Annotated in this window: 20 protein-coding genes; 11 read left to right on the forward strand and 9 right to left on the reverse strand. The window is 49.8% G+C overall.

The annotated features are described in order from the left end of the window. Nucleotide 1 precedes the first annotated feature (1 nt). Together ubiE and typA are read right to left on the reverse strand one after the other, a co-directional pair. Nucleotides 2-673: a bifunctional demethylmenaquinone methyltransferase/2-methoxy-6-polyprenyl-1,4-benzoquinol methylase UbiE gene (ubiE, locus tag HYX48_04495; protein MBI2743157.1), complete on the reverse strand. Its 672-nt coding sequence runs from the start codon at nt 671-673 to the stop codon at nt 2-4. 27 nt (nt 674-700) lie between these two features. Continuing rightward, nucleotides 701-2,515, reverse strand: coding sequence for a translational GTPase TypA (gene typA, locus HYX48_04500; GenBank protein ID MBI2743158.1), 1,815 nt, complete (start codon nt 2,513-2,515; stop codon nt 701-703). Nucleotides 2,516-2,662: 147 nt separating this feature from the next. On the opposite strand from typA, the gene HYX48_04505 reads away from it, so the two are divergent. The 8 genes from HYX48_04505 to HYX48_04540 all read left to right on the forward strand — a co-directional run bounded on the left by HYX48_04505 (nt 2,663) and on the right by HYX48_04540 (nt 11,640). Further along, nucleotides 2,663-4,108, forward strand: coding sequence for a magnesium transporter (locus HYX48_04505; GenBank protein MBI2743159.1), 1,446 nt, complete (start codon nt 2,663-2,665; stop codon nt 4,106-4,108). A 158-nt stretch (nt 4,109-4,266) separates the two neighbouring features. Then, the gene (locus HYX48_04510; protein MBI2743160.1) at nt 4,267-4,503 is read left to right on the forward strand and encodes a DUF4160 domain-containing protein; all 237 of its coding nucleotides are present in this window, start codon (nt 4,267-4,269) and stop codon (nt 4,501-4,503) included. After that, complete coding sequence (locus HYX48_04515) at nt 4,484-4,810, forward strand: DUF2442 domain-containing protein (protein MBI2743161.1); 327 nt, start codon at nt 4,484-4,486, stop codon at nt 4,808-4,810. Before HYX48_04510 ends, HYX48_04515 begins: the two co-directional genes overlap by 20 nt. A gap of 50 nt (nt 4,811-4,860) precedes the next feature. Continuing rightward, nucleotides 4,861-5,205: a DUF721 domain-containing protein gene (locus HYX48_04520; protein MBI2743162.1), complete on the forward strand. Its 345-nt coding sequence runs from the start codon at nt 4,861-4,863 to the stop codon at nt 5,203-5,205. Nucleotides 5,206-5,235: 30 nt separating this feature from the next. After that, nucleotides 5,236-7,719, forward strand: coding sequence for a DNA topoisomerase (ATP-hydrolyzing) subunit B (gyrB, locus tag HYX48_04525; GenBank protein MBI2743163.1), 2,484 nt, complete (start codon nt 5,236-5,238; stop codon nt 7,717-7,719). 9 nt (nt 7,720-7,728) lie between these two features. After that, nucleotides 7,729-10,179, forward strand: a complete 2,451-nt coding sequence (gyrA, locus tag HYX48_04530; protein MBI2743164.1) for a DNA topoisomerase (ATP-hydrolyzing) subunit A — start codon at nt 7,729-7,731, stop codon at nt 10,177-10,179. Between the two features lie 8 nt (nt 10,180-10,187). Then, nucleotides 10,188-10,823: a dTMP kinase gene (locus HYX48_04535; protein ID MBI2743165.1), complete on the forward strand. Its 636-nt coding sequence runs from the start codon at nt 10,188-10,190 to the stop codon at nt 10,821-10,823. Continuing rightward, nucleotides 10,795-11,640 (forward strand): AAA family ATPase, encoded by an 846-nt coding sequence (locus HYX48_04540; protein ID MBI2743166.1) that lies wholly within the window; start codon nt 10,795-10,797, stop codon nt 11,638-11,640. The genes HYX48_04535 and HYX48_04540 overlap by 29 nt, the downstream gene beginning before the upstream one ends. Before the next feature lie 145 nt (nt 11,641-11,785). Here the strand turns inward: HYX48_04540 and HYX48_04545 are convergent, their stop codons facing one another. From HYX48_04545 to HYX48_04570, 6 genes are all read right to left on the reverse strand, one after another. After that, nucleotides 11,786-13,195, reverse strand: coding sequence for a hypothetical protein (locus tag HYX48_04545; GenBank protein ID MBI2743167.1), 1,410 nt, complete (start codon nt 13,193-13,195; stop codon nt 11,786-11,788). Then, on the reverse strand, nt 13,195-13,815 hold the full coding sequence (locus HYX48_04550) for a hypothetical protein (protein MBI2743168.1): 621 nt from the start codon (nt 13,813-13,815) through the stop codon (nt 13,195-13,197). The genes HYX48_04545 and HYX48_04550 overlap by 1 nt, the downstream gene beginning before the upstream one ends. 87 nt (nt 13,816-13,902) lie before the next feature. After that, complete coding sequence (locus HYX48_04555) at nt 13,903-14,745, reverse strand: NAD(+)/NADH kinase (GenBank protein MBI2743169.1); 843 nt, start codon at nt 14,743-14,745, stop codon at nt 13,903-13,905. Next, nucleotides 14,742-16,526: a 1-deoxy-D-xylulose-5-phosphate synthase gene (locus tag HYX48_04560; GenBank protein MBI2743170.1), complete on the reverse strand. Its 1,785-nt coding sequence runs from the start codon at nt 16,524-16,526 to the stop codon at nt 14,742-14,744. Before HYX48_04560 ends, HYX48_04555 begins: the two co-directional genes overlap by 4 nt. Further along, a complete protein-coding gene (locus HYX48_04565) occupies nt 16,498-16,782 on the reverse strand; it encodes an exodeoxyribonuclease VII small subunit (GenBank protein ID MBI2743171.1) in 285 nt (94 codons plus the stop codon). The genes HYX48_04560 and HYX48_04565 overlap by 29 nt, the downstream gene beginning before the upstream one ends. Further along, nucleotides 16,782-18,035, reverse strand: coding sequence for an exodeoxyribonuclease VII large subunit (locus tag HYX48_04570; GenBank protein MBI2743172.1), 1,254 nt, complete (start codon nt 18,033-18,035; stop codon nt 16,782-16,784). The genes HYX48_04565 and HYX48_04570 overlap by 1 nt, the downstream gene beginning before the upstream one ends. A gap of 68 nt (nt 18,036-18,103) precedes the next feature. On the opposite strand from HYX48_04570, the gene HYX48_04575 reads away from it, so the two are divergent. From HYX48_04575 to def, 3 genes are read left to right on the forward strand one after another with little or no spacing between them, the layout of a single operon-like run. Then, the gene (locus HYX48_04575; GenBank protein ID MBI2743173.1) at nt 18,104-18,868 is read left to right on the forward strand and encodes a triose-phosphate isomerase; all 765 of its coding nucleotides are present in this window, start codon (nt 18,104-18,106) and stop codon (nt 18,866-18,868) included. Then, a complete protein-coding gene (gene secG / locus HYX48_04580; protein ID MBI2743174.1) occupies nt 18,865-19,155 on the forward strand; it encodes a preprotein translocase subunit SecG in 291 nt (96 codons plus the stop codon). The genes HYX48_04575 and secG overlap by 4 nt, the downstream gene beginning before the upstream one ends. A gap of 5 nt (nt 19,156-19,160) precedes the next feature. Next, on the forward strand, nt 19,161-19,685 hold the full coding sequence (def, locus tag HYX48_04585) for a peptide deformylase (protein ID MBI2743175.1): 525 nt from the start codon (nt 19,161-19,163) through the stop codon (nt 19,683-19,685). A 217-nt stretch (nt 19,686-19,902) separates the two neighbouring features. Here the strand turns inward: def and HYX48_04590 are convergent, their stop codons facing one another. Beyond that, the gene (locus HYX48_04590) at nt 19,903-21,954 is read right to left on the reverse strand and encodes an LPS-assembly protein LptD (GenBank protein MBI2743176.1); all 2,052 of its coding nucleotides are present in this window, start codon (nt 21,952-21,954) and stop codon (nt 19,903-19,905) included. Between the last annotated feature and the right edge of the window lie 9 nt (nt 21,955-21,963).

The raw sequence follows: 21,963 nt of genomic DNA on the forward strand, positions 1-21,963 counted from the left end.
TTTATTTATCAGCTTGGTAGATGGTAACCGCACCGAACGTTTGTGGGTGAGCGCGGACATTTTTAAATCCCGCCTCTCTTAGAATAGAACAGAAGCTCTCTCCACAAGGAAAGGCTTCAGCAGACTTATTTAGATAGACGTAGGCCGCTCTGTTTTTTGAGAGCCAGCCACCGATTTTTGGCAGCAGATGCCGGATATAAAAGAGGTGAGCGCTTCTGATCAGAGGGTTCTTGGGAAGTGAAGTTTCGAGAATAAGAAGGCGGCCGCCGCTTTTCAGGACGCGGCGAAACTCTTGAAGGCTCTTTGAAAGATCATCTACATTTCGAATGCCAAACGAGATGGTAAGACAGTCGAAGGTCGCTTCAGCAAAGGGTAGATCGCTTGCCGAGGCGTGGATCCACTGCACCCGATCTTTGTAGGGTTTCGTCTCGAGCTTGCTCGCAGCGTATTTTAACATCTCTTGAGCGAGGTCGATCCCAACCGCGGTAGCGATAGTAGAAGAGCTCTCCATCAGAGAGAAGAGCTGGTCTCCGGTGCCAGTTGCACAGTCGAGAAGAGAGAGCTTGTCCCCAGAGGGGAGGAGAGAGCTAAGCTCTCTTCTCCATCTTCGATCAATTCCTCCAGTCATGACACGATTTACCGTGTCATAAGTTGGAGAGATCGCATCGAACATCCTCCAGATCTCCCTCTTCTCCAAATGCTAGCCGCCTTTTCTCTTGCGCTCGTTTTCTGAGAGATAGCGTTTACGCAAGCGGATGAAGTGAGGTGTCACCTCAACGAGCTCATCATCTTGGATGAAGTCGATCGCTTGTTCGAGAGTAAAAGTGCGTGGAGGAACCAGGATGATGTTCTCATCGCTTCCTGAAGCGCGCACGTTCGTCAGCTGCTTGGCGCGTGTGACGTTGACCATAAGGTCGTTGTCTCGGTTATGTTCGCCCACAACCATGCCCTCGTAAACCTCTTCTCCAGGTCCAGTAAAGAGCGTTCCTCGCTCTTGCAGACCGAAGCAGGCGTAGCCAGTGACCTTGCCAAGACCAGAGGAGATCATTACCCCTCTCATCCTTCCAGGGATATTGCCTTTCCAAGGGATGTAGCTATCAAAGACAGAAGTTAGAATTCCCAGTCCGCGTGTGACAGTGAGGAACTCGTTTCGGTATCCCATCAGTCCGCGTGTAGGAATTGCGAACTCGAGGGTTGTAATACCCTGCTCGTTTGTCAGCAGCGAGCGGAGCTCTCCTTTGCGGCGCGACAGCTCTTCAATAACAGTACCTGAATACGCTTCAGGAACCTCGATGTGTGCAAGTTCGAGAGGCTCGTTGGTCTCTCCGTTGATCTCTTTCAAGATAACCTGAGGTTTTGAGATAACAAACTCATAGCTCTCTCTGCGCATCGCTTCAAGAAGAACAGCCAGGTGAAGTTCTCCTCGTCCGCAAACGCGAATCGAGTCGTCGCGTCCTGCGACCTCTTCAATCTTAAGAGAGATGTTTGCGCGTTTTTCAAAGTTTAGACGATCGCGGATCTTATTCATCGTGACGTGCTTACCATCTTTTCCGACGAATGGACCGTTGTTAACTGTGATCTCAATAGAGAGCGTAGGTTCAGTCATATTAATAGGAGGGAGCTGAACGACGTTCGAAGGGTGGCAGAGAGTATCGCCGATCTCCACATCGCCAACGCCAGCAATCCCGATGATATCGCCAACACCAGCCTCTTCCATCTCAACCTTCTTCAGGCCGAGATAACCGTCGATGCGCTGCACCTTGTAGGTGGCTGCATGACCGTTTTTATCGATTTTTACGATCTGATCTCCCTTCTTGATCTTTCCTTCGAGAATGCGTCCGCAGGCTTCACGACCGACGAAGTCGTCATAAGACATCGTTGTTGCTTGCATGAGGAAGGGGAGCTCCAAGCTTCCTGAAGGTCCAGGAATCTTGTTGATGATCAGTTCGAACAGAGGCCGCATATCGACTCTAGGATCCTTAAGATCCAGCACTGCAAAACCGGTAAGGCCTGAAGCGTAGATCACTGGAAAGTCCAACTGCTCATCGTTAGCGCCGAGCTCGACGAAGAGGTCGAACGTTAGGTTGAGTGCGCGATCTGGATCGGCGTGAGGGCGGTCGATCTTATTGAGTACAACAACAGGTTTGATGCCCATTTTAAGAGCTTGAGAGAGCACGTAGCGTGTTTGAGGCATCGGACCCTCTTGAGCGTCCACAAGAAGAAGCACTGAACTGACGAGGCCCAAGACGCGCTCTACTTCTCCAGAGAAGTCGGCGTGGCCAGGGGTGTCGATGATGTTAATTTTAAAGTCTTCGAAGTAGATGCTTGTATGTTTTGCAAAGATCGTGATGCCGCGCTCTTTTTCTTGGTCGTAGCTATCCATCGCTCTTTCAGGGACCTTTTCGTTAGAGCGGTAGATGTTCGACTGCTTGAGCAGCGCATCTAGTAGCGTGGTTTTGCCGTGGTCAATGTGGGCGATGATCGCGATATTGCGGATCTTATTAGGGGAGCGGATCTTATCGAGAATGGTAGGTATAGACATAATTTTGCTTGATTGTCCTTAAAAATGTAGAAATGGCTTCCCATACTGCTCTTTTTGCATATAAAAAACCAATTGAAAAAAACGGTTTTAGAATATAGAATGATTGCCCGTGAGGTCGCTATGCATACTACAGAGGATCAGATTAAGAGCTCCGACCTGTTAGATTCCAAAACAGGCCAGCTCGATGACATTCTTAGTGAGAAGCTCTCCGCCGCATTTCATAAACAGACCTCTATGGTTGTTCTGCACGATGTTGCGAAGATCGCCTCAGAACACTCTCCTATTGACCTCGCCTATGCTGCTCCTCGCCTTCCCTCCAGCGCCCGCCCCGTCCTTTATGAGAATCTAGCGGATTTAGAAGCCAAGATCGAGTTTATGGTCAACACCGACAGCTCTACAAGAGGCGCTGTCTTCCGCCACCTCACCGATTTAGAAGTTAAATCACTTATTGAAAAAATGCCTCCAGACGAGGCCGTAAAAGTTTTAGAAGATATTGTTGAGCGCAGATTCCGCCGCGTCGTCGATATGCTGGAAACGGACAAGGCTACACGTATTAAGGAGATTAAAAAACATCAGCGCAATACAGCTGGCCGCCTGATGACAAATGAATTTTTTGCTTTTCCGATGGAGATGACAACAGGGGAGGCGGCTGCTTTCATCCGCAACAATCCGGGAATCGACCTTACAAGAAAAGTTTTTGTCTTAGGAGCTGAAAAACAGCTTCAGGGTTATGTTCCAGCCCGCAACTTGATCGTTAATCCTCACCATCTTCCCCTAAAGCAGGTGATGCGCCCTATTCTCCACAAGGTCTCTCCAGAGACATCTCGCGAAGAGGTGGTAGATATTGTAGAGCGCTACAAGATTTCAGCTCTTCCCGTTGTAGACAGTCGGGATTTTCTGCTCGGAGTTGTGACTTATGAGAATGTTGTCGAAGCGATTGAAGATATTGCCGATGAGACGATCGCAAGCATGGCAGGTACTGCCGAGGATGTTAGTGAAAACGAACCTCTTATCAAGAGATTTTTTGCCCGCGCACCTTGGCTTGTTGTGACGCTGCTTGCTGGCCTTATTAATGTCGGAGTCATCTCCTCCTTCCAAGCTTATGAGGGAGGAGCTCTTACCTTCGTTCTCTTTTTTATTCCTCTAATCACGGGAATGTCTGGAAATATCGGAATTCAGAGCAGTACGGTCTTTGTCCGAAGCATGGCAATAGGCACGCTCTCGCCTGGTAATAGAGGTGAAGCGGTTGTAAAAGAAATTGTTTTAGGTCTGATTACCGGCTTCGTCTTCGGAGTCATCTGTGGATTCTTGGTCTATACTTTAGACTTCTTGGGAATGGGCCATCTGCCGCTCAGTCCCGCAATGGTCGGCTGCGTTGTTGCAATCGGCCTTTTTGGAGCCTGCGTCACAGGATCGCTGCTCGGAGCTCTCTCTCCGCTCTTTTTTGCCCGCATTGGAGTTGATCCCGCTCTAGCCTCTGGTCCGATCATCACCGCGTTCAACGACTTCCTCTCCATGACCACCTACTTCCTTATCGCCATCGGCCTCACCTCCCTTTTTCTCTAAATCTTAAAGAACTCCTTCCTAAAGAAAGGAGATTCTCTTCGGCTAAGGATAAAAGAGAATATGAATCCCGCCTAAACCGGCTCTAAAGAGCCGGATGCGGCGAGGGGCCGTTCAAACTGGTTGCATGAAAGTTTTCTTGAGCGATAAACTTCCTGTTTATGCCAACAGTTCGGATAATTGGTCCCTATCGCTTTTATTTTTACAGTCACGAACCTAATGAACCGCCCCATGTTCACGTGGATAGGGAAGGCTATTCTGCAAAGTTCTGGTTAGAAGAGATTTCATTGGCTAAAAATTTAGGATTCCGTCAAAAGGAGATCAAAATCTTGCAATTGTTAGTTAGTAAGCATCAAAAACAATTTTTGGATAAGTGGCATGACTACTTTTGCTCATAAAATTGATGAACGCGTAGAGGCTGTCTATTTCACTAGAGATTCACTAATCGTGGATCTCAGAGATGGACGCTCGATTTCTGTTCCGTTAAGGTGGTATCCAAAATTGCAGAAAGCAACCCCTCAAGCTAGGGCCTGTTGGGAAATATGCGGCGCCGGCTATGGAATTCACTGGCCCAAAATTGATGAGGATTTGAGCACTGAAGGGTTGTTGAGAGGTGCTCCAGCTCCGAAGTCAATTAAGGCAAAATCGATTAAAAAAAACATCAACCGTAGAAGCGTTCGTTCTCGCTCTAAACAGAAAACCTAGGAACCAATCCATCTCTTAGGTTCATATAGTGCTGAAATGGAGAATCAGGTATGATGGGCGATCGCCAAAGAGTTAAAGGATCGTATGTGAATGTCGGAACGAAGCCGACTGGTAAGAAGTTAAAAGATCTGCTCCCTGTCGTGCTACAGCAGATCAATAAGACCTACCAAGAGAGGCCCGATCTCATCCTAGCTCTCTGGCCAGAAATAATTGGTGAAAAGCTTGCGCACATGACGCAAGCGCTCTCGTTTCGAGAGGGGGTTTTGACCGTAAAAGTGAAAAATTCAGCTTTGTATAGTCTTCTTGTTCAACATGAGAAGGCGCGGCTGCTTAAGAAGTTGTGTGAAAGGTTTCCATCTTCAGGAATTCGAAATATTATCTTCCGCATTGGCTGAGATGCTGATGCTGGGCAAATGGTATAAGGTATGACGACGATGACAAAAGAAAGAGAGTATGATGCGAGTTCGATCACCGTTCTGGAAGGTCTCCAAGCGGTTCGAGAGCGCCCCGGGATGTACATTGGCGACACCAATATTAGTGGACTGCTCCAGCTAGTCTATGAGGTTGTAGACAATAGTATAGATGAGGCCCTGGCTGGCTTTTGTAATGAGATTACCGTTACTCTACACAAAGACAACTCTGTTACGGTTGAAGATAATGGCCGTGGTATTCCCGTTGGAAGACACGAGAAGGAGTCTCAAAAACAGGGGAGAGATGTCTCCGCTCTTGAAGTGGTTGTTACAATCTTGCACGCTGGTGGAAAGTTTGATAAGGGGACATATAAGGTCTCTGGCGGACTCCACGGCGTCGGAGTCTCATGCGTAAACGCCCTCTCTAAAAAGTTTCACGTTGAGGTCTGCCAGAATGGCACTGCCTATGAGATGGACTTCTCAAGAGGCAAACCTCTGCATGCTCTGAAAGTTATGGGGCCTTCTGACAAACATGGCACGAAGGTGACCTTCCTTCCCGATGACACGATCTTTACCGTTGCAGTTTACGACTATGACATCTTGCTTAAACGCCTCCGTGAACTCGCATTCTTGAACCGTGGAATCAAGATCAACTTCCGCGACGAGCGCGACAGCGAACACCCAGATGTGACCTTCTCGTACGAAGGGGGAATCGTCTCTTTCGTATCTTATCTCAATGAGAACAAGATCCCTCTCTTTCCAAAGCCGATCTATATTCACGGCGTGAAAGAGATGAGCGACGGCCCGATCGACTTTGAAGTGGCGATGCAGTGGAACGACACCTACACCGAGGCTCTCTACTCCTACGTCAACAACATCTCAACGCGTCAGGGCGGATCCCACGTCACAGGCTTCTCTACAGCCTTAACACGCGTGCTCAATAACTATATCAAATCCCACTCGCTTCTCAAGACCGATAAGATCTCGATCTCAGGCGATGATATGCGCGAGGGGATGACAGCTGTTATCTCTGTAAAAGTTCCTAATCCTCAGTTTGAAGGGCAGACGAAACAGAGACTGGGAAATAGCGATGTCGCATCAGTTGCTCAGCAGATTGTGGGCGAAGAGCTCACAACCTTCTTAGACGAGAACCCTGCAATTGCGCGGATGATTGGAGAGAAGGCGATCATTGCAGCACAGGCTCGCGAAGCAGCGCGTAAAGCGCGCGAACTCACTCTGCGCAAAACGGCGCTCGACTCTGCACGCCTACCCGGAAAGCTCACAGACTGCCAAGAGAAAGACCCTGCGCTCTGCGAGATCTATATCGTTGAGGGAGACTCTGCGGGTGGATCTGCCAAATCGGGACGCGACAGAAGATTCCAGGCGATTCTGCCTATTCGCGGTAAGATCTTAAACGTTGAGAAGGCTCGCCTAGAAAAGATTCTTCAGAATAGCGAAGTTGGAGCGATGATCGCGGCGTTCGGCTGCGGGATTGGCGCCGACAACTTCAACCTAGAGAAGCTCCGCTACCATAAGATCATCATCATGACGGATGCTGACGTGGACGGATCGCACATCCGTACACTTCTTCTCACATTCTTCTACAGACATATGCTGCCTCTTGTGGAGAACAACTTTATCTACATTGCGCGTCCTCCTCTCTATCGCGTTACAAGAAAGAAGGTTAGCCGCTACATCCACAGCGAAAAAGAGATGGACGAGTACCTGCTTAAGCTGGGCATCTCCGACATCCAGATCCGCCTAGCCGGCCATAACGACCAGATTACGCAAGAACAGCTTGAAGAGATGCTTAATCTCTCGCGCGAAGTTGAGATCTTCATCGGTTCAATTGAGAGAAAGGGGATTCCTTTCAGAGAGTTCCTGCAGAGCAAGGATGAAGGCGGTAAGCTGCCCCAGTTCCAAGTTAAGCTCGGCGACATCCCTCAATACGTCTACTCTGAAGAGGAGTTCGTAGAGATCAAGAAGCGCGATGAGGAGCTCCAGAGGGAGCAGCATGCGCGTACTCTCGCTTCGATCCCCGAAGAGGAGCACACTGAAGAGACGCGTCTCTTTAAACTCAAAGGTCTCCACTGCGTCGAGCTCTATGATCCTGCTGTTCTAACTGATCTGAAAGATAGACTAGCAACCTATGGTTTTGCTCTTGATGACTATCTCCTTGCTGATGGCAAGCTCTTCGACGTCATTGACGATGCTGGCAAAGAGACACCGGTCCACACCTTGAAAGAGGGGATGGATCTGCTAAGAGTCAACGGCAGAAAAGGGATAGAGATTCAGCGCTACAAGGGTCTTGGAGAGATGAACGCAGATCAGCTTTGGGAGACAACTATGGATCCTACCAAACGAACACTGCTCCGCGTGACTCTCCCCGATGCGATTGCTGCCGATCATATGTTTACGATGCTCATGGGTGAAGATGTGCCTCCACGTAGGGCCTTCATCGAGCATCATGCACTTTCTGTGAAGAATCTGGATATTTAAGGTAAAAATATGACCTATACCAAAGACGAGATTATTCTTCCGCGTAACGTTGAAGAAGAGGTCAAAGAGAGCTATTTGCGCTATTCGATGTCCGTGATCATCTCACGGGCTCTTCCCGATGTGCGCGACGGCTTGAAACCCTCTCAGCGCCGCATTCTTTATGCGATGCGCATGTTGAACCTATCACCTGGCGGCAAGCACCGTAAGTGCGCCAAGATTTCGGGAGATACCTCTGGAGACTACCACCCGCACGGTGAGACGGTCATCTACCCGACGCTCGTGCGTATGGCTCAGCCATGGTCGATGCGCTACATGCTGGTCGATGGCCAGGGAAACTTCGGTTCCATCGATGGCGACCCTCCAGCTGCGATGCGTTACACAGAAGCGCGCCTAACGCACGCTTCAGTAGCGCTCATGGAAGATCTGGAAAAGGACACTGTCGATCTCGTTCCGAACTACGATGAGACGAAGACAGAGCCTACCGTTTTTCCTTCAAAATTTCCTAACCTCCTCGCAAACGGCTCATCCGGTATTGCGGTTGGTATGGCGACAAACATCGCCCCTCACAACTTGGGAGAGCTAGTCACTGCAACGATGCTGCTGATCGATAATCCTATGGCGGGCATCGACGAGATTCTGCAAGTGATGCCTGGTCCCGATTTTCCTACAGGTGGAATCATCTGTGGAACAAGGGGAGTGCGCGAGGCGTATCACACAGGACGAGGCAAGCTTCTCCTGCGCGGCGTGATCCGCGTTGAGGAGATGGAAGGAGATAGAGAGAGACTCGTCGTCGATGAGATCCCCTACAACGTCACAAAGGCCGACCTAATCCAGAAGATTGCGATGCTCGTCAATGAGAAGACGATGCCGGGAATTTCCGATATCCGCGACGAGTCTGATAAAGACGGGATGCGTATTGTTCTCGAACTGAAACGCGGAGAGATACCAGACGTAACGATCAACCAGCTCTACAAGTACACAGATCTTCAGGTTACCTTCGGATGCAACATGCTAGCCCTCGATAAAGGGCTTCCACGCATCATGAACGTGAAGCAGATGATCGCGGCGTGGATTGAGCACCGCATCGAAGTCATTAGAAGACGCACACGCTTTGAGCTTGCAAAAGCAGAAGCGCGCGCCCATGTACTTGAAGGCTACCTGAAAGCGCTAGACCATCTCGATGCAGTTGTCCGTCTCATTCGCGCGGCAGACAATCGCGATGGCGCTAAGAACGAGCTGATGGTGCAGTATGGCCTCTCTGAACGCCAAGCCAATGCTGTACTCGATCTACGACTCTACCAGCTCACTGGCATGGAGAAGGAGAAGATCGAGAACGAGTACAAAGATCTTCTCGCTAAGATCGCCCACTTTAGAGCGGTACTTGCTAATGAAGCTTTAGTGCGCGGCATTATTAAAGAAGAGCTTCTCGAAGTGAAGAAGCATCACACTTCTGACAGAAGAACAAAACTGATTGCAGCAGAAGGCGAATTTAACATCGAGGATCTGATCCCCGATGAGCCTGTCATCATTACCATCTCTGAAGATGACTACATCAAACGTATGCCTGTCGACACCTTCCGCGAGCAGCGCCGTGGTGGACAGGGAGTTATCGGTCTCGAGATGAAGAAGGAGGCCGACACCTTAAAAGATATCTATGCTGCTACCACACACGACTACCTGATGATCTTTACAAGCTTCGGCAGATGCTACTGGCTTAAAGTCTGGCAGATTCCAGAAGCGGGAAGACGCTCAAAGGGCAAGCCGCTAATCAATCTACTTGAAGATATTCAGCCTTCAGAGAAGATCGCAGCTGTCTTGCGTGTGAAGAGCTTTGAAGAGCCAGGATCTATTCTACTCGCGACAAAACGCGGTGTTGTGAAAAAGACCGAGCTCTCAGCATTTAGCTCTCCAAGACGCAAAGGCGTCTATGCAATTAACATCGATGAGGGTGATGAGGTGATCGCGGCACGTCTTACAAAAGAGGGCCAGCAGATCATGCTCTTTACCAAGAACGCGATGGCAGTGCGCTTCGATCAGAGCACAGTGCGCCCTGTGGGAAGAGTGGCGCGCGGCGTGAAAGGGGCAACTCTTCGCGACGAGAAAGACGCTGTCGTCTCTTGCGAAGTAGTAAATGGCAACGAATCGATCTTAGTCGTCTGCGCTAACGGTTATGGCAAGCGCTCCAAAGTGGAAGACTTCCGCCAGACAAACCGCGGAGGTGTCGGTGTACGCTCTATCATCATCAGCGAGCGCAATGGCGAAGTGATCGCAGCGGTCTCTGTTGAAGATAAAGATAGCGTCGTGATGATGTCCAACGCTGGCCAGACGCTTAGAATCTCTATGAATGATGTGCGCGTCATGGGCCGTTCGACACAGGGAGTTAGACTCGTCTCTCTCCCAGAGAAGGATGTGCTAGTGGCTGTTCAACGACTTGAGGGAATCGAACCAGAAAAAGTATAGGGAAGCGCATGAGTGGGCTGTTAATCACCTTTGAGGGTGGCGAGGGAGCGGGTAAGTCCACTCTCATCGAGCGGCTTTTTGATGCGCTCAATGCCAAGAATCTTCCCGTTGTCAAGACGCGTGCTCCGGGAGGGACCCGGCTGGGGGAGGTGATTCGAAACCTCCTCTTAAATAAAGAAGAGGCGCCTCTCTGTTCACACTCTGAGCTCCTTCTCTTTCTAGCCGATAGAGCCCAACACGTAGAAGAGATCATCGCCCCAGCGCTAAAAAAGAGGCAGATCGTCCTCTGCGACCGCTTCAACGACTCGACGGTGGCTTATCAAGGCGCTGCGCGAGGTTTAGGTGAAGAGGATGTGAGAAAGCTCTGCTCCTTCGCCTGCCAAGGCGTTGAGCCCAATCTTACCTTCTATCTCGACCTCGACCCAGCAGTAGGTCTTAAGCGGGTAAAGCAGACGAGAGAGGGAAGAGATAAGATCGAAGCTGAAAAGATCCTCTTTCATCAGAAGATTAGGCACGCATTTCATAGAATTGCAGAGAAAGAGCTCTCTCGTTTTCATATTTTAGACGCCTCACGCTCTTCCGATGAGGTTTTTAAGCAAGCGATGGAGCGAATTGATGCCCTTCTCCTCTCAACACCTCGGTAATCACCCCACAAAGGCGCTGCTTTCTAGGCTTATTGAGCAGAATAAGCTGCCGCACACCCTGCTCTTTTCCGGTATGAAAGGAGTTGGTAAAGCTCTCTGTGCAAGAGAGGTTGCGCTTCAGCTTCTAAAAACCAGCAAAACTCATCCCCCAGATCTCCACATCTTCGCCCCAACAGGCAAGAGCGCGCTCCACACGATGGAGACGATACAGCAGATGATCGATGAGAGCGCTCTAGCCCCTTTTGAAGCGCCTGTAAAGGTCTTCATTCTGGACGATGCTGAAAGAATGCTTCCCGCCTCCTCGAATGCGCTTTTAAAGACTCTTGAAGAGCCTCCAGCAAACACCTACTTCATTCTCATCACCAGTGAGCCAGAGCAGATGCTTCCCACCCTTCTCTCTCGCTGCGCAAAGATCTCCTTTTTTGCCGTGCCAGATTCCGAGATTGAAGCGCTCGTTCGTTCAAAATGTAGCGCAGAAGAAGCTCCCAAGGTGGCGCTTCTCGCTCAGGGCTCTCCTGCTAAGGCGTGCGCGCTTATAGAGAGGGGAGAGAGCAAGATCTCTGGGCTCATCGAAGAGCTCTTTGCAAATGGAGATCAGTCTGCCATCAAGGATTTAGAAGGGCTTGTTGAACATGAGGAGGGAGGGGCTCTTTTAGAGGAGATCGCCCTCTTTTTCAGAGAGCAGGAGAGAGTGAATTCAGCAAAGGCTGGATCGCTTGAAAAGCTCCTGCCTCTTCTCGAAGAGTCCAAGATGGCGCTCGAGCGCCACATCAAGCTCTCTGCCATCCTCCAGTTCCTCTCCCTCAAGATGTCCTAATCAAGAAGATCTCTCCTCTTTTTTGGAGTGCGGCGACCCGGCGCCGCTTTTCTTAACATCGACTCGACGATGTTTCTTTTAAGAGATATCGCCAGGTCGATATCGAGAAAAGCGGCGCCAGGTCGCCGCACTCCAAAAAAGATAACTAGGCGTGTTTTTTCTCTTCTTTTGCTTCGGGGGCTGCGGGCCTTTTCGCAGGGGCGCTCGAGAGGGAGGTGAGGTAACCCATGCGTTCTAGAACCCAGGCAACACCTTTATAGCTAAGTCTCACTCCACCATCCGGATTTGGTTCATAGATATAATAGGGAGAGTTTGCATCAAGAATATAATAGGGAGAGTCTGCATCTAGAAGAGGGTCTGAGGCTTCTGGATCATTCTCGAATAGCTTCTCAAGAAATTTATTAATAACAGCCGGTTTCATGGTGTCGGTAATACCTTTAAAATTACTGAGAATTCGCGCCGGAGTGAAGCCCCTGTTCAGGGTGTAACGGAAGTTAACGGCAGTAAGAAAGATGCTAGTAATTCTCTCATAAGGGTCATCTAGCTCTGTTCTTGTAGCATCCAAACCCCAATTTCCAACGACTTTTAAGGCGTGGTTCAATACATGATACTGTCCCATATCATAAGTGGAGAGGACAAGCGCACGTTTGAACGCTTTTGTAACTGAAAGGAAAGTCTCTTTTAGATCTTTTTTAACTCTAGTAACCGCATCATACTTATCTGAAACGGCATCATTTTTTAAAGGATTGCATCTATCGCTCTGACCCGCCTCAACAAGCGAGCTAAAGTCTTTGTCTCCCGTCTCTCTCATAGCATGTACGATATTGAGGGCCTTCTTATAAACATAATCTCCATCTCCAACAGTTTTATTGAATGCAGTCAAACGTCTCTCATCCTCACGGGTTAATTTTCGAATTGCCTTGCGTTCAAGAAGCGCGTCCCGTTGAGGTCTGTCGTGGTCCGCTTGTGATTTTATTCTATTGATATAGTTCACAAGAGATGTAAGAAGTGTGTGGTCAGCATTAAATTTTTCAAGTTTTTTCGCGTACCCCTCAGCTTCAGGATCTGTAGGCCGATCGAACTCAATGTGCAGAGTGAGCAGGTCATTTGGGGTAATGCCCTCTGGTAGTGCCGAGATTTCTATCACAGTATTGGGGGCAATATCATTGAGTTGTGCTCGGTTGAGGGTGTAGTCTCGAGCGGCTTCGATGGCGCCAATGGGGACGTTGTTGTAGGAGGGGTTGCAGCAGAGGAGCCAGAGGATGTTATCGATGAGGAGGTAGATCGTATCCCAGGCGGTGTCCCAAACGATATCAATACATAAAAAAGAGAGACTGAAGAGGAGGGCAATAGCTTCCAGAGGAAGAAAGATAAGCTTGTCGCAACAAGTGTCGATTATCTGGTCGCAATCCATCTCAGCGCCTTGAGCCGCAGGATCGGTGGGATAGAGGTAGTCTGTTACAACCTTGGAAGCAACCTCGATCTCCTCCGCAATCGCGTAGACTCCGCAGCTAAGTGCAAATAGGGGGTTTCTCTCGCCAATTGTTAAACTCATTATTGCCTCTTTCTTTCTGCTGGTTGCGGTGCAGGTAGTTTAGGAGCAGCCTTACGTTCATCTCTTCCAGCTCCTGGAGCATCTGTTATGTTGTATAAAGTTTTGAAGTCTTTGAGAGCGATGTTTGATTCCCTTAATGCGGTTTGCAGGCCTTCCACTGTTCTCTCAAGAGCTTCAATGCGATCGATTCCTGTCGCAGGATTTCTCTCGTGTCGTTCATAGTTTGTGACTGCAAGAGAGAGAAGCGGAGAGTTTGCAGCATAGCGGTCAAAGTTGGCTCTATTTCCACCAATGAGATAGTCAACAACAAAGTTGATGCGCAGGCGTTGTGCTGCTAGTAGCGCATTCTTCTGATCGAGCGAATACTCAGGAGTGGTATCTCTAGTCTGTTCTGCAGCGTACTCAATAATAAGAGTTTGAAAGACGGTGCAGATCTTGGCGATCTTGTAGTCGAATAGGGAGTCGAGGATCCACTGGATGAATCGATCGACGAGCCCTGTTGGGCGATAGAGGGTGCCATCACCTGTAATGTAGAGGTTTGGCTCAACAGCTTGAAGAGGAGGATTCAAATTTTGTCTTGAAGTATCTAAATTTCGCGCTGTAATAGAAAGAGTAGACATAGTTATTCCTTAATATTTGTTTGCATTAATTTTAAGGATTTTTAGGATAAAATAGAAATAGAAAAATTATTTCTAACAGTTCTATTTTTAAGAGCGCAGCTTGCCGGCCCAACCTAGCTTGGTGCGGAGGGTGGAGAAGTAGTCTCTGCGTAGCAGATTGACAAGTTTAAAGTTTTTTTTGGTGCGTGAGATGCGGAAGACCTCGCCTGTTTGCAGGATCTGGGGAGTCAAGCCATCAGCGCGTATCTCCAGAGGCTCATAGTCACTTAAATATTGAATTTGAATCTCATTATGAGAGGTAAGCACGATGGGACGGTTGGAGATGGTGTGAGGGCTGATAGGGGTGATTACGAGCGCCTCAAGCGTGGGGCTGATGATCGGCCCTCCTGCTGCTAGCGAGTAGGCGGTGGATCCACTGGGGGTGGCGATGATGATTCCATCGGCGACAAAGGTGTTCAGATAGAGCCCATCAACGTGGATAGCAATCTCGACAAGGCTCGGGTTTCTTGCGCGGTGGACAACGATGTCGTTAACGGCTGTGCAGCGCTCTCCGTGCAGGCTCTCTCCTTGGATCATGACGCGCTCTTCGATGGTATAGGCGCCATTCATAAGATCTTGCAGGCTTGGATAGATATCATCGATGGGTACGTCGGCTAAAAAGCCTAGATGGCCGAGGTTGATACCGAGGATAGCGGCATCGAGATGCGCATACTTGTGGATGAGTTTAAGAATAGTTCCATCGCCGCCCATCGAGATGAGAAATTTGATCTCCTTCTCACTCACACTGCTAATCGGTTTTGCACCGATGTGGGCTGCCTCTTCATCTTCTGCAACAACAGTGGCTCCAATGCTTGTCAAAAATTCGCAGATGCCAATCGCGAGATTTTTGGACTGCTTCTTATGTTCATTGGGAAAGAGGGCGATGATCATGATCTAAAAGCTGGGGTTAAAGAGTGTGTAGAAAAGTTGAACTCTTGCAGGATTTTAGAGCTGATCGCTTCTGGGTTGAGCCCAATCTCATTGAGTATCTCTGCATGAGTTCCCTGTTCTAAGAAGGTGTCGGGGATGCCGAAGTTAAGAACCTGGTGGCCAGTGAAGCCGCTGCGAACGAGGAAGGAGTTAAAGATCATTCCAAGGCCGCCGTTAAGAGAGTGCTCTTCAATGGTAACGACGTAGCGGTGGTTGAGAAGAATGCTGCAGAAGAGGTCGCTATCTAGAGGCTTAACAAAGACGGGGTCGACAACAGTTGCATCGACGCCTGCAATTTTTAGTAGCTCTTTCACCTGCAGGGCCATCTGGCACATGTGTCCGAGCGCGACGATTAAGAGCTCTCTACCTCGAGAGAGAACCTCAGCAGTTCCAAGCTCTCTTCTCTCCAGAGGAGCGTCAACTTCCTCAGTGGATAAGTTGGGATAACGAATAGCTGTCGGCCGATTCCAGTTAAAGGCACTCTCCATCAGCTCCTTTAAAAGCTGACCATTTCTAGGCTGACAGATCACCATATTTGGCATCGCATTCAAGAAGGAGATGTCGTAGATGCCATGATGAGTGGTTCCATCAGCGGGAGAGATGCCTCCTCGGTCGAGCGCGAAGAGAACGGGGAGCTCTTGTAAGCAGACGTCCTGAAAGAGGTTGTCGAGCGCTCTCTGCAAGAAGGTGGCGTAGATGCAGGCGACCACCTTCATCTTCTTGCCATAGGCGATGCCCCCGCAGAAGGTGACGGCGTGGCCCTCTGCGATCCCCACGTCTAAGCAGCGGTCGGGAAACTGGGTCATGAACTCGTCGAGACAGGAGCCTGCCGGCATTGCTGGTGTGATGGTCACAAGGCTAGGATCGTTCTCTGCCATCTTCAGAATCTGGCGTCCAAAAATTTGCGGAAAGGTCTGTTTTGAGGAGGTCGAAGGGTGGAACTTACCGGTCGACTTGTCGAAGGGGCGGCATCCGTGATAGGTGATCGGATTGATCGAGGCGCTATCCATCCCTTTGCCTTTCACAGTGTGCACATGGAGGAGGATGGGCTTTGTCTGGTTTTTTAACTCTTTTAACGTGGCGATGAGCTGCTCGATATCGTGTCCATCTACAGGGCCGGAATAGGAGAGTCCAAACTGGTTGAAGAAGGAGGGGGACTCTGCATCTGAAAGAATGCTTGTGATGGCACCGACATTATTCGAGATCGCCATGTTGTTATCGTTTAAAATAACGATGAAGCGGCTGAGATCTTTGGGGATGTTGTTAAGCGCCTCAAGTGTGAGACCGCAGGTTAAGCTCGCATCTCCGAGAATGGGCAGGATGTGTTCGCGCCGTTTGGTGAGGTCGCGGTTTTTTGCAACGCCGAGCGCAAGCGAAAGAGCGGTTCCCGCATGGCCTGCAAAGAAGTGGTCGTGAGCTGACTCTTTTGGATTGCAGAAGCCTGAAAGTCCTTTGAACTGGCGGATCTTTGAAAATTTCTCCTGACGGCCAGTTAGAAGTTTGTGAGGGTAGGACTGGTGGCTGACATCGAAGATGAACTTATCTTCAGGCGAGTGGAAGACGTAGTGAAGAGCGATTGAGAGCTCGACCATGCCGAGATTTGAAGCGAGGTGCCCTCCATTGATGGAGAGGACGTCGATGATCTTCTGGCGGATCTCTCCTGCGAGCTGATTCAGCTTTTGCAAAGAGAGGCTTTGCAGATCCTGCGGCTGCTTAATCTCTGAGAGAAGCGGCGTTTGCATTTACCCTCGTAAAGGTCTCTCGCACTGGTTCGTTTTTCTCGTTTGCTTGAAGTGTCCCGTCGCGATTTTTAATTAACACTTCGATTTTCTGTTCGGCTTCAGAGAGTCTGCTCTGGCATTGAACAATTAGTCTGTCCGCCTCTTCGTAGAGTTTGATCGACTCATCTAGAGAGACGGCGTTCGAATTCATCTTCTCGAGGATCTGCTCAAGCCTTGCGTAGGCTGCTTCGAAGGTTGCTGTCTGTTGCTCGCTCATTATTCTACCTTAGCTTTGATGGTGCCATCCTGAAGAAGGATGCGCAGCGTCTCATCTTGTTTGACCTGCTTTGCCGAGAGGATAATTGAATCCTCTTTTTCCTGAAAGACAATGGCATACCCTTTCGTTAAAAGGTTTTTTGGATTGATCGCTTTCAGATGCGCGGCCGTGAATGAGAGCTTCTGTTTTAAAGAGGAGAGCTGTGCCATCGGGCTCTGCACTCTTGCTTGTCTCTGAAGCGCGCTAAGCTTCAGCCGTTTTTCATACACAGTGCGTTTAAGCGCAAGCTCGATACTCTCTTTCGTCTCATCGACCATTTGAGCGTATTTGCCCAGGAGAAAATAGGGTTGAGAGATCGCAGGCTGACGGCTTATCGATGCGAGCCGCTGCTTATGGCTTCTCAAAAGAAGAGTTGTCGTTTCGCGCACCCTTCTCTGCATCTGGCCCAGAAACTGGAGCTCTTTGCTCTTCTCTGCGATCGCGATCTCAGCAGCGGCAGATGGAGTCGGCGCACGGATGTCGGCAACAAAGTCTGCGATGCAGAAGTCTGTCTCATGGCCCACTGCGGAGATAACGGGAATTGAAGAGTTGAAAATAGCCTGGGCTACGATCTCCTCGTTAAAGGCCCACAGATCTTCCAGAGAGCCCCCTCCGCGGCCCACGATAAGAACGTCGGCGAGCTTGTGCTGGTTGAACTGTTCAATCGCTCTTGCGATCTCCTGGGCTGCTCCCTCGCCTTGAACTTTGACCGGGTTGAGCAGGAGCTGGAATCCCGAATATCTGCGGCCTAGCACATGCAAAATATCTTGAATAACAGAACCTGTAGGGCTCGTGACTACGCCGATTGTTTTAGGGAACTTGGGCAGAGCCTTTTTTCTCTTTGCATCGAACCAGCCCTTGCTCTGCAGCTTCGCTTTTAACTCGTGTAGTTTGAGGAGAAGCTCTCCGACGCCGAGATACTTGAGCTCTCGGGCGATGATCTGGTAGTTTCCTCGGGGAGCATAAACAGAGAGCTCTCCCTTCAGAACGACCTGATCTCCCGCTTTTGGCGTGCGAGTGAGCGTCTGGGCCGTACCTCTAAAGAGGACTGCTGAGATCTGGGCTTCCGCATCTTTTAAGGTGAAGTAGAGGTGGCCTGAGGATTGTTCTTTGAAGTTGCTGATCTCGCCTTGAACAGTCACATATAAAAAACGACCTTCTAAATGTTTTTTTATAGCGCTTGTTAGCTGGGTAACTGTAAGAATTTCTTCCATAGCGTGGCTTGCCTCTTGCAACTGATCTGTCAGCTTGGTTATCATATGGCCTTCCTGTCAAGGTTTTTATGGGAAAAAAAAGTAGGTTAATTATCGTGGGGAACTGGAAGATGTACAAGACGGCCAGAGAGGCCGAAGTGTACGTAGCTGCCCTCATCCCTCAAATTTCCTCCTCTGCGCGCGTTCTTTTAGCTGTTCCCTTCACAGCTCTGCATGCCGCATCAGCTGCGAGCAGAAAGAGCTCCATCCAGGTCGGAGCTCAGAATATGCATGACGCTCCTGAAGGCGCCTTCACAGGAGAGATCTCTGCTGGAATGCTCAAGGAGGCGGGCGCTCAGTTTGTGCTTCTCGGCCACTCCGAACGACGCAGCTACTTTCAAGAGACAAGCGCTTTCATCAACCGAAAGGTCAAGCGAGCTTTAGCCGAGGGGCTAACCCCGATCGTCTGCGTGGGAGAGAGTGAGAAGGAGCGAGAGGCGGGAAAAACAGAAGAGATCCTACTCTCTCAGCTCTCCGAGTCGCTTACAGGCCTCACAGTTCAAGAGCTTGAAAAAATTCATATCGCCTACGAGCCTGTCTGGGCAATCGGCACAGGAAAAACTGCAACTCCTGAGATTGCCGATGCGGCACATCTGATCTGCAGAAATTTTTTAAAAGAGAAGTGCGGCGCGCTCGTAGCCGAAAAGATCGCAATTCTCTACGGAGGCTCTGTTAAGCCTGAGAGCGCAAATGCTCTGCTTAGCATGCCCAATATAGACGGAGCACTTGTCGGCGGCGCAGCCCTCGACCCCTCCGTTTTTGCACAAATTATTAACTCGGGACAAACTGTATGACATTTATCTACTACACCGCTCTTTTTCTATTCGTTGCGCTCTCTGCGCTGCTCTGCCTTGTAATTCTTGTGCAGGAGAGCAAGAGCTTAGGTCTTGGCGCTTCTTTTGGCGGAGATCCTGGAGACTCTCTCTTCGGAACATCAACCGCAGCTGTGCTCAAGAAGTTTACCGCTTATCTCGCTTGTATCTTCGTGATAGGTTGCATCACTCTCTCTCTTTGGACATCTGCTCTCGGTAGAAGCAGCGTGCAGGCAGCTCCTGCTACGATTGAAGAGGTTCAAGAGTAGTAGCCATGCGTCTCCCTCTTATCTACTACGGCAATCCACTTCTACGCGTTCGCTCCGAGCCTATCGAGGAGATCACTCCTGAGATTCGCCAGCTTGCAATGGATATGATTGAAACAGCCGATCTATCGCACGGCATCGGACTTTCTGCAGTGCAGATCGGACGCCCAATACGGCTGTTTGTCTGCAGAAGCTACATCGTGACTCCAGAAGGCCAGTGGAACATGACTGCTCCGCAGGTCTACATCAATCCAAAGCTCTCAAAGCATAGCGAAGAGCAGGTTGAAGATGATGAGGGGTGCCTCTCCATTCCCAAACTCCGCGGCAAGGTGTTTCGCCCCGAGAGGTTAACGATCGAAGCGCTCGATATCAACGGGCAGACCTTCGTCGAAGAGCTCGAAGGGTATAACGCGCGCATCCGCATGCATGAGAACGACCACCTCAATGGCGTTCTCTACATCGACCGCATGGAGCCAGCCTCCCGCAAGAAACTCGAGCCTCTCCTCCGCGAAATCAAAAAGAAATACAACTAGGCCTTCGGCCTAGCGCCCGCCGAAAAAATGGACGTTAATGGACAGGGAACGGACAGAAATGGACGGGAAATGGACAGGCGGGCAAGAAAGAGGGAGAGAACTTCTTTCTTGGGCGCGTGTCCATTTCCTGTCCATTCCCTGTCCATTAACGTCCATTTCTTCTCCGAGCGCCCTTTCTTTTTCCTCTGCGGGCCAAGCCGAAGGCTTCTTCTGTACGCTACTTGATGAGTTGGATGCCGGCGGTGACTTGGAAGGGGTCGTTGATGGTGTATTGGTAGCCGAACTTGGCTTGCCAGTGGGAGAGTAGAGTTTTAAAGATTTCGATCTTTGCTTCGCTATAGTTTGGCTCTGAGCGTCGCGCCCAGCCATGGTGCGATTGAATCATGCAGGAGAGCCCTGGCATGATCCGTCCATACAGACGAAGAATCATCGTATTTCTCTGATCTGAAAGAGGGGACTTTAGAAGTTCGGAAATAGGTCTTGCCACATCCAGAATAAAGTTCTCATGATCGGTCTTTCTCCAGTCGAAGCGGCTGCGGTGGCGGAACTCGGCTCCAAAGGCGAGGTTTTCGCTAATGGTGATGCCTGCGCGCAGATTGGTGTAATCCCAAACCTTCTCCTCCTGGTTCCATGCAACTCCGCCGATCACAGCATAACTTGGTCGATTCCACCCGATACTAAAATAGGCCTTAGGAAAGGTGCGCTTATAGGTGTTATCTCCAAAGTAGGCGTACGTGTAGAGGTCAGCGACGAGCGGAGGAAGAAAAGGAGAGGCGCTTTTTGAGAAGAAGCTGTTTTTGATGCCGACTTTCAGAAGATTGAGTTTGTTATACCCGTCGTTAATGTTGAAGACGAAGTGGTCATTTAAGCCCGATGTCGGCTTTGTGATTCCTTGGTAGGTGAGATAGGGCTCTACCATGTGCTGCACCTTGCCAAAAGTGCGGAAGAGGTGAGTGGAGGCGGTTCCTCCATAGGTAAAGAGTGCTTGTCCAGTCGAGTCGTGCTGTTGATTATTCGTGTAGAAGATGCCCGTGAATCCCGCAGCGGGAGTGATTGTTAAATGAGAGAGTCTAAAAGGACGGTATACCTGATTTCTCGTTTCAAACCTGCCTGCTCTCAAGGAGGGAAGAAATCTCTGCAAGTTGCTTGCATAGATGTAGTTTAGATAGCCGGCGTTGAAAAAGTTGTCGAAGATGAGCCCAGTGCGTCCCAGAGTAAATGGCCGAATGTTGCTGGTGACGTAGGGAAGCTCTTGGTTAATACTCTGGAAGTTGTTGATGCGCGGCTGGAAGCTGAGAGATGTGAGAAACTGCTTCTCGTGGTGGGAAGCGAGCAGGCGCGTGCGCTTCTGCGTGTTTACTTCAAAATCACTGCTCTTAAAATCGCCCGGCATTTTTATATCGCTAAGCTTATCGTACGTCATGTGGACGAAGGTCTTCTCGTTCTGCGTCTTCGTCGTGTAGAGGCCTTGGAAGCGGTAGCGCTTGTTCGTCGTCTCGTCGGGCCAGCTCTTATCGTATGCGCCATAGCTTCGCGTGCGGAAAATCGTGTTTCTATCGTGCGAGTGGTAGTCGGTTTCAATCGCAGTGCCAGGACCCTTTGTGAAGCGGTAGTCGAGGCGCCAGTAGGCGTTAAAGTGCTCCCAAGAGAAGACGCGGTAGCGCATTGTCACACGAGGCCCCAGGCTCTTATCCCACTTCACCTTATATCGAACTGAAGAGTCGTTTTTGAATCTCAGGTTGCTCTTGAAGTTGGGAATCCAGAAGACCGGAATCTTTCCAAAGCGGAAGCGGATGTTTTTTGCAGAGAGCAGGTGCTCTTTTGTAATCTTGACGGCTCTTGCGTGGATGTCCCAGGTGTTATCCTGCGTTTCGCACGTTGTGACATAGGCGTCATAGATCGTGTAGCTTCCATCCTCGGTTAAGTTGATGCGCGCGCCGCCGAGAAACCAGATGTCGACGTAGGTCTTTCCATCCCAGAGTGTTCCCGTTTTAGTGATGAAGTCATACTCGAGCTTGCTTCCGACGAAGGCGCGCTCTCCATACTCCATCAGCAGATCGCCCTCTGCTTCTACTTTCTGGACTGCAACGCCATTTTCGATGCGATTGGTATAGCTGATCTTCTGCGCTTGGATGCGTATTCCTGGAGCGGTGACAATGCCCCCCTCATCCGTTGTGATTACACCCTGGCTGAAAACGGGATTCTTCAGGTTCACTTCAAACTGCTGCGCAGGCGCAGGAGGATTCTCCTCAGCGCTGAGAGATGACAATAGAAAAAG

It is taken from the genome of Chlamydiales bacterium (assembly GCA_016185065.1).
In the GTDB taxonomy this organism is placed as follows: Bacteria; Chlamydiota; Chlamydiia; order Chlamydiales; family Rhabdochlamydiaceae.

Excerpts from the sequence above, each read along its gene's own strand:
- HYX48_04560 (MBI2743170.1), bottom strand. The coding sequence starts at position 16,526 with ATGCAAACGCCGCTTCTCTCAGAGATTAAGCAGCCGCAGGATCTGCAA.
- ubiE (MBI2743157.1), bottom strand. The coding sequence starts at position 673 with ATGTTCGATGCGATCTCTCCAACTTATGACACGGTAAATCGTGTCATG.
- HYX48_04550 (MBI2743168.1), bottom strand. The coding sequence starts at position 13,815 with ATGTCTACTCTTTCTATTACAGCGCGAAATTTAGATACTTCAAGACAA.
- HYX48_04510 (MBI2743160.1), top strand. The coding sequence starts at position 4,267 with ATGCCAACAGTTCGGATAATTGGTCCCTATCGCTTTTATTTTTACAGT.
- HYX48_04545 (MBI2743167.1), bottom strand. The coding sequence starts at position 13,195 with ATGAGTTTAACAATTGGCGAGAGAAACCCCCTATTTGCACTTAGCTGC.
- HYX48_04555 (MBI2743169.1), bottom strand. The coding sequence starts at position 14,745 with ATGATCATCGCCCTCTTTCCCAATGAACATAAGAAGCAGTCCAAAAAT.
- HYX48_04540 (MBI2743166.1), top strand. The coding sequence starts at position 10,795 with ATGCCCTTCTCCTCTCAACACCTCGGTAATCACCCCACAAAGGCGCTG.
- HYX48_04535 (MBI2743165.1), top strand. The coding sequence starts at position 10,188 with ATGAGTGGGCTGTTAATCACCTTTGAGGGTGGCGAGGGAGCGGGTAAG.
- gyrA (MBI2743164.1), top strand. The coding sequence starts at position 7,729 with ATGACCTATACCAAAGACGAGATTATTCTTCCGCGTAACGTTGAAGAA.
- secG (MBI2743174.1), top strand. The coding sequence starts at position 18,865 with ATGACATTTATCTACTACACCGCTCTTTTTCTATTCGTTGCGCTCTCT.
- HYX48_04570 (MBI2743172.1), bottom strand. The coding sequence starts at position 18,035 with ATGGAAGAAATTCTTACAGTTACCCAGCTAACAAGCGCTATAAAAAAA.
- HYX48_04505 (MBI2743159.1), top strand. The coding sequence starts at position 2,663 with ATGCATACTACAGAGGATCAGATTAAGAGCTCCGACCTGTTAGATTCC.
- def (MBI2743175.1), top strand. The coding sequence starts at position 19,161 with ATGCGTCTCCCTCTTATCTACTACGGCAATCCACTTCTACGCGTTCGC.
- gyrB (MBI2743163.1), top strand. The coding sequence starts at position 5,236 with ATGACGACGATGACAAAAGAAAGAGAGTATGATGCGAGTTCGATCACC.
- HYX48_04565 (MBI2743171.1), bottom strand. The coding sequence starts at position 16,782 with ATGAGCGAGCAACAGACAGCAACCTTCGAAGCAGCCTACGCAAGGCTT.
- HYX48_04515 (MBI2743161.1), top strand. The coding sequence starts at position 4,484 with ATGACTACTTTTGCTCATAAAATTGATGAACGCGTAGAGGCTGTCTAT.
- HYX48_04520 (MBI2743162.1), top strand. The coding sequence starts at position 4,861 with ATGATGGGCGATCGCCAAAGAGTTAAAGGATCGTATGTGAATGTCGGA.
- HYX48_04575 (MBI2743173.1), top strand. The coding sequence starts at position 18,104 with ATGGGAAAAAAAAGTAGGTTAATTATCGTGGGGAACTGGAAGATGTAC.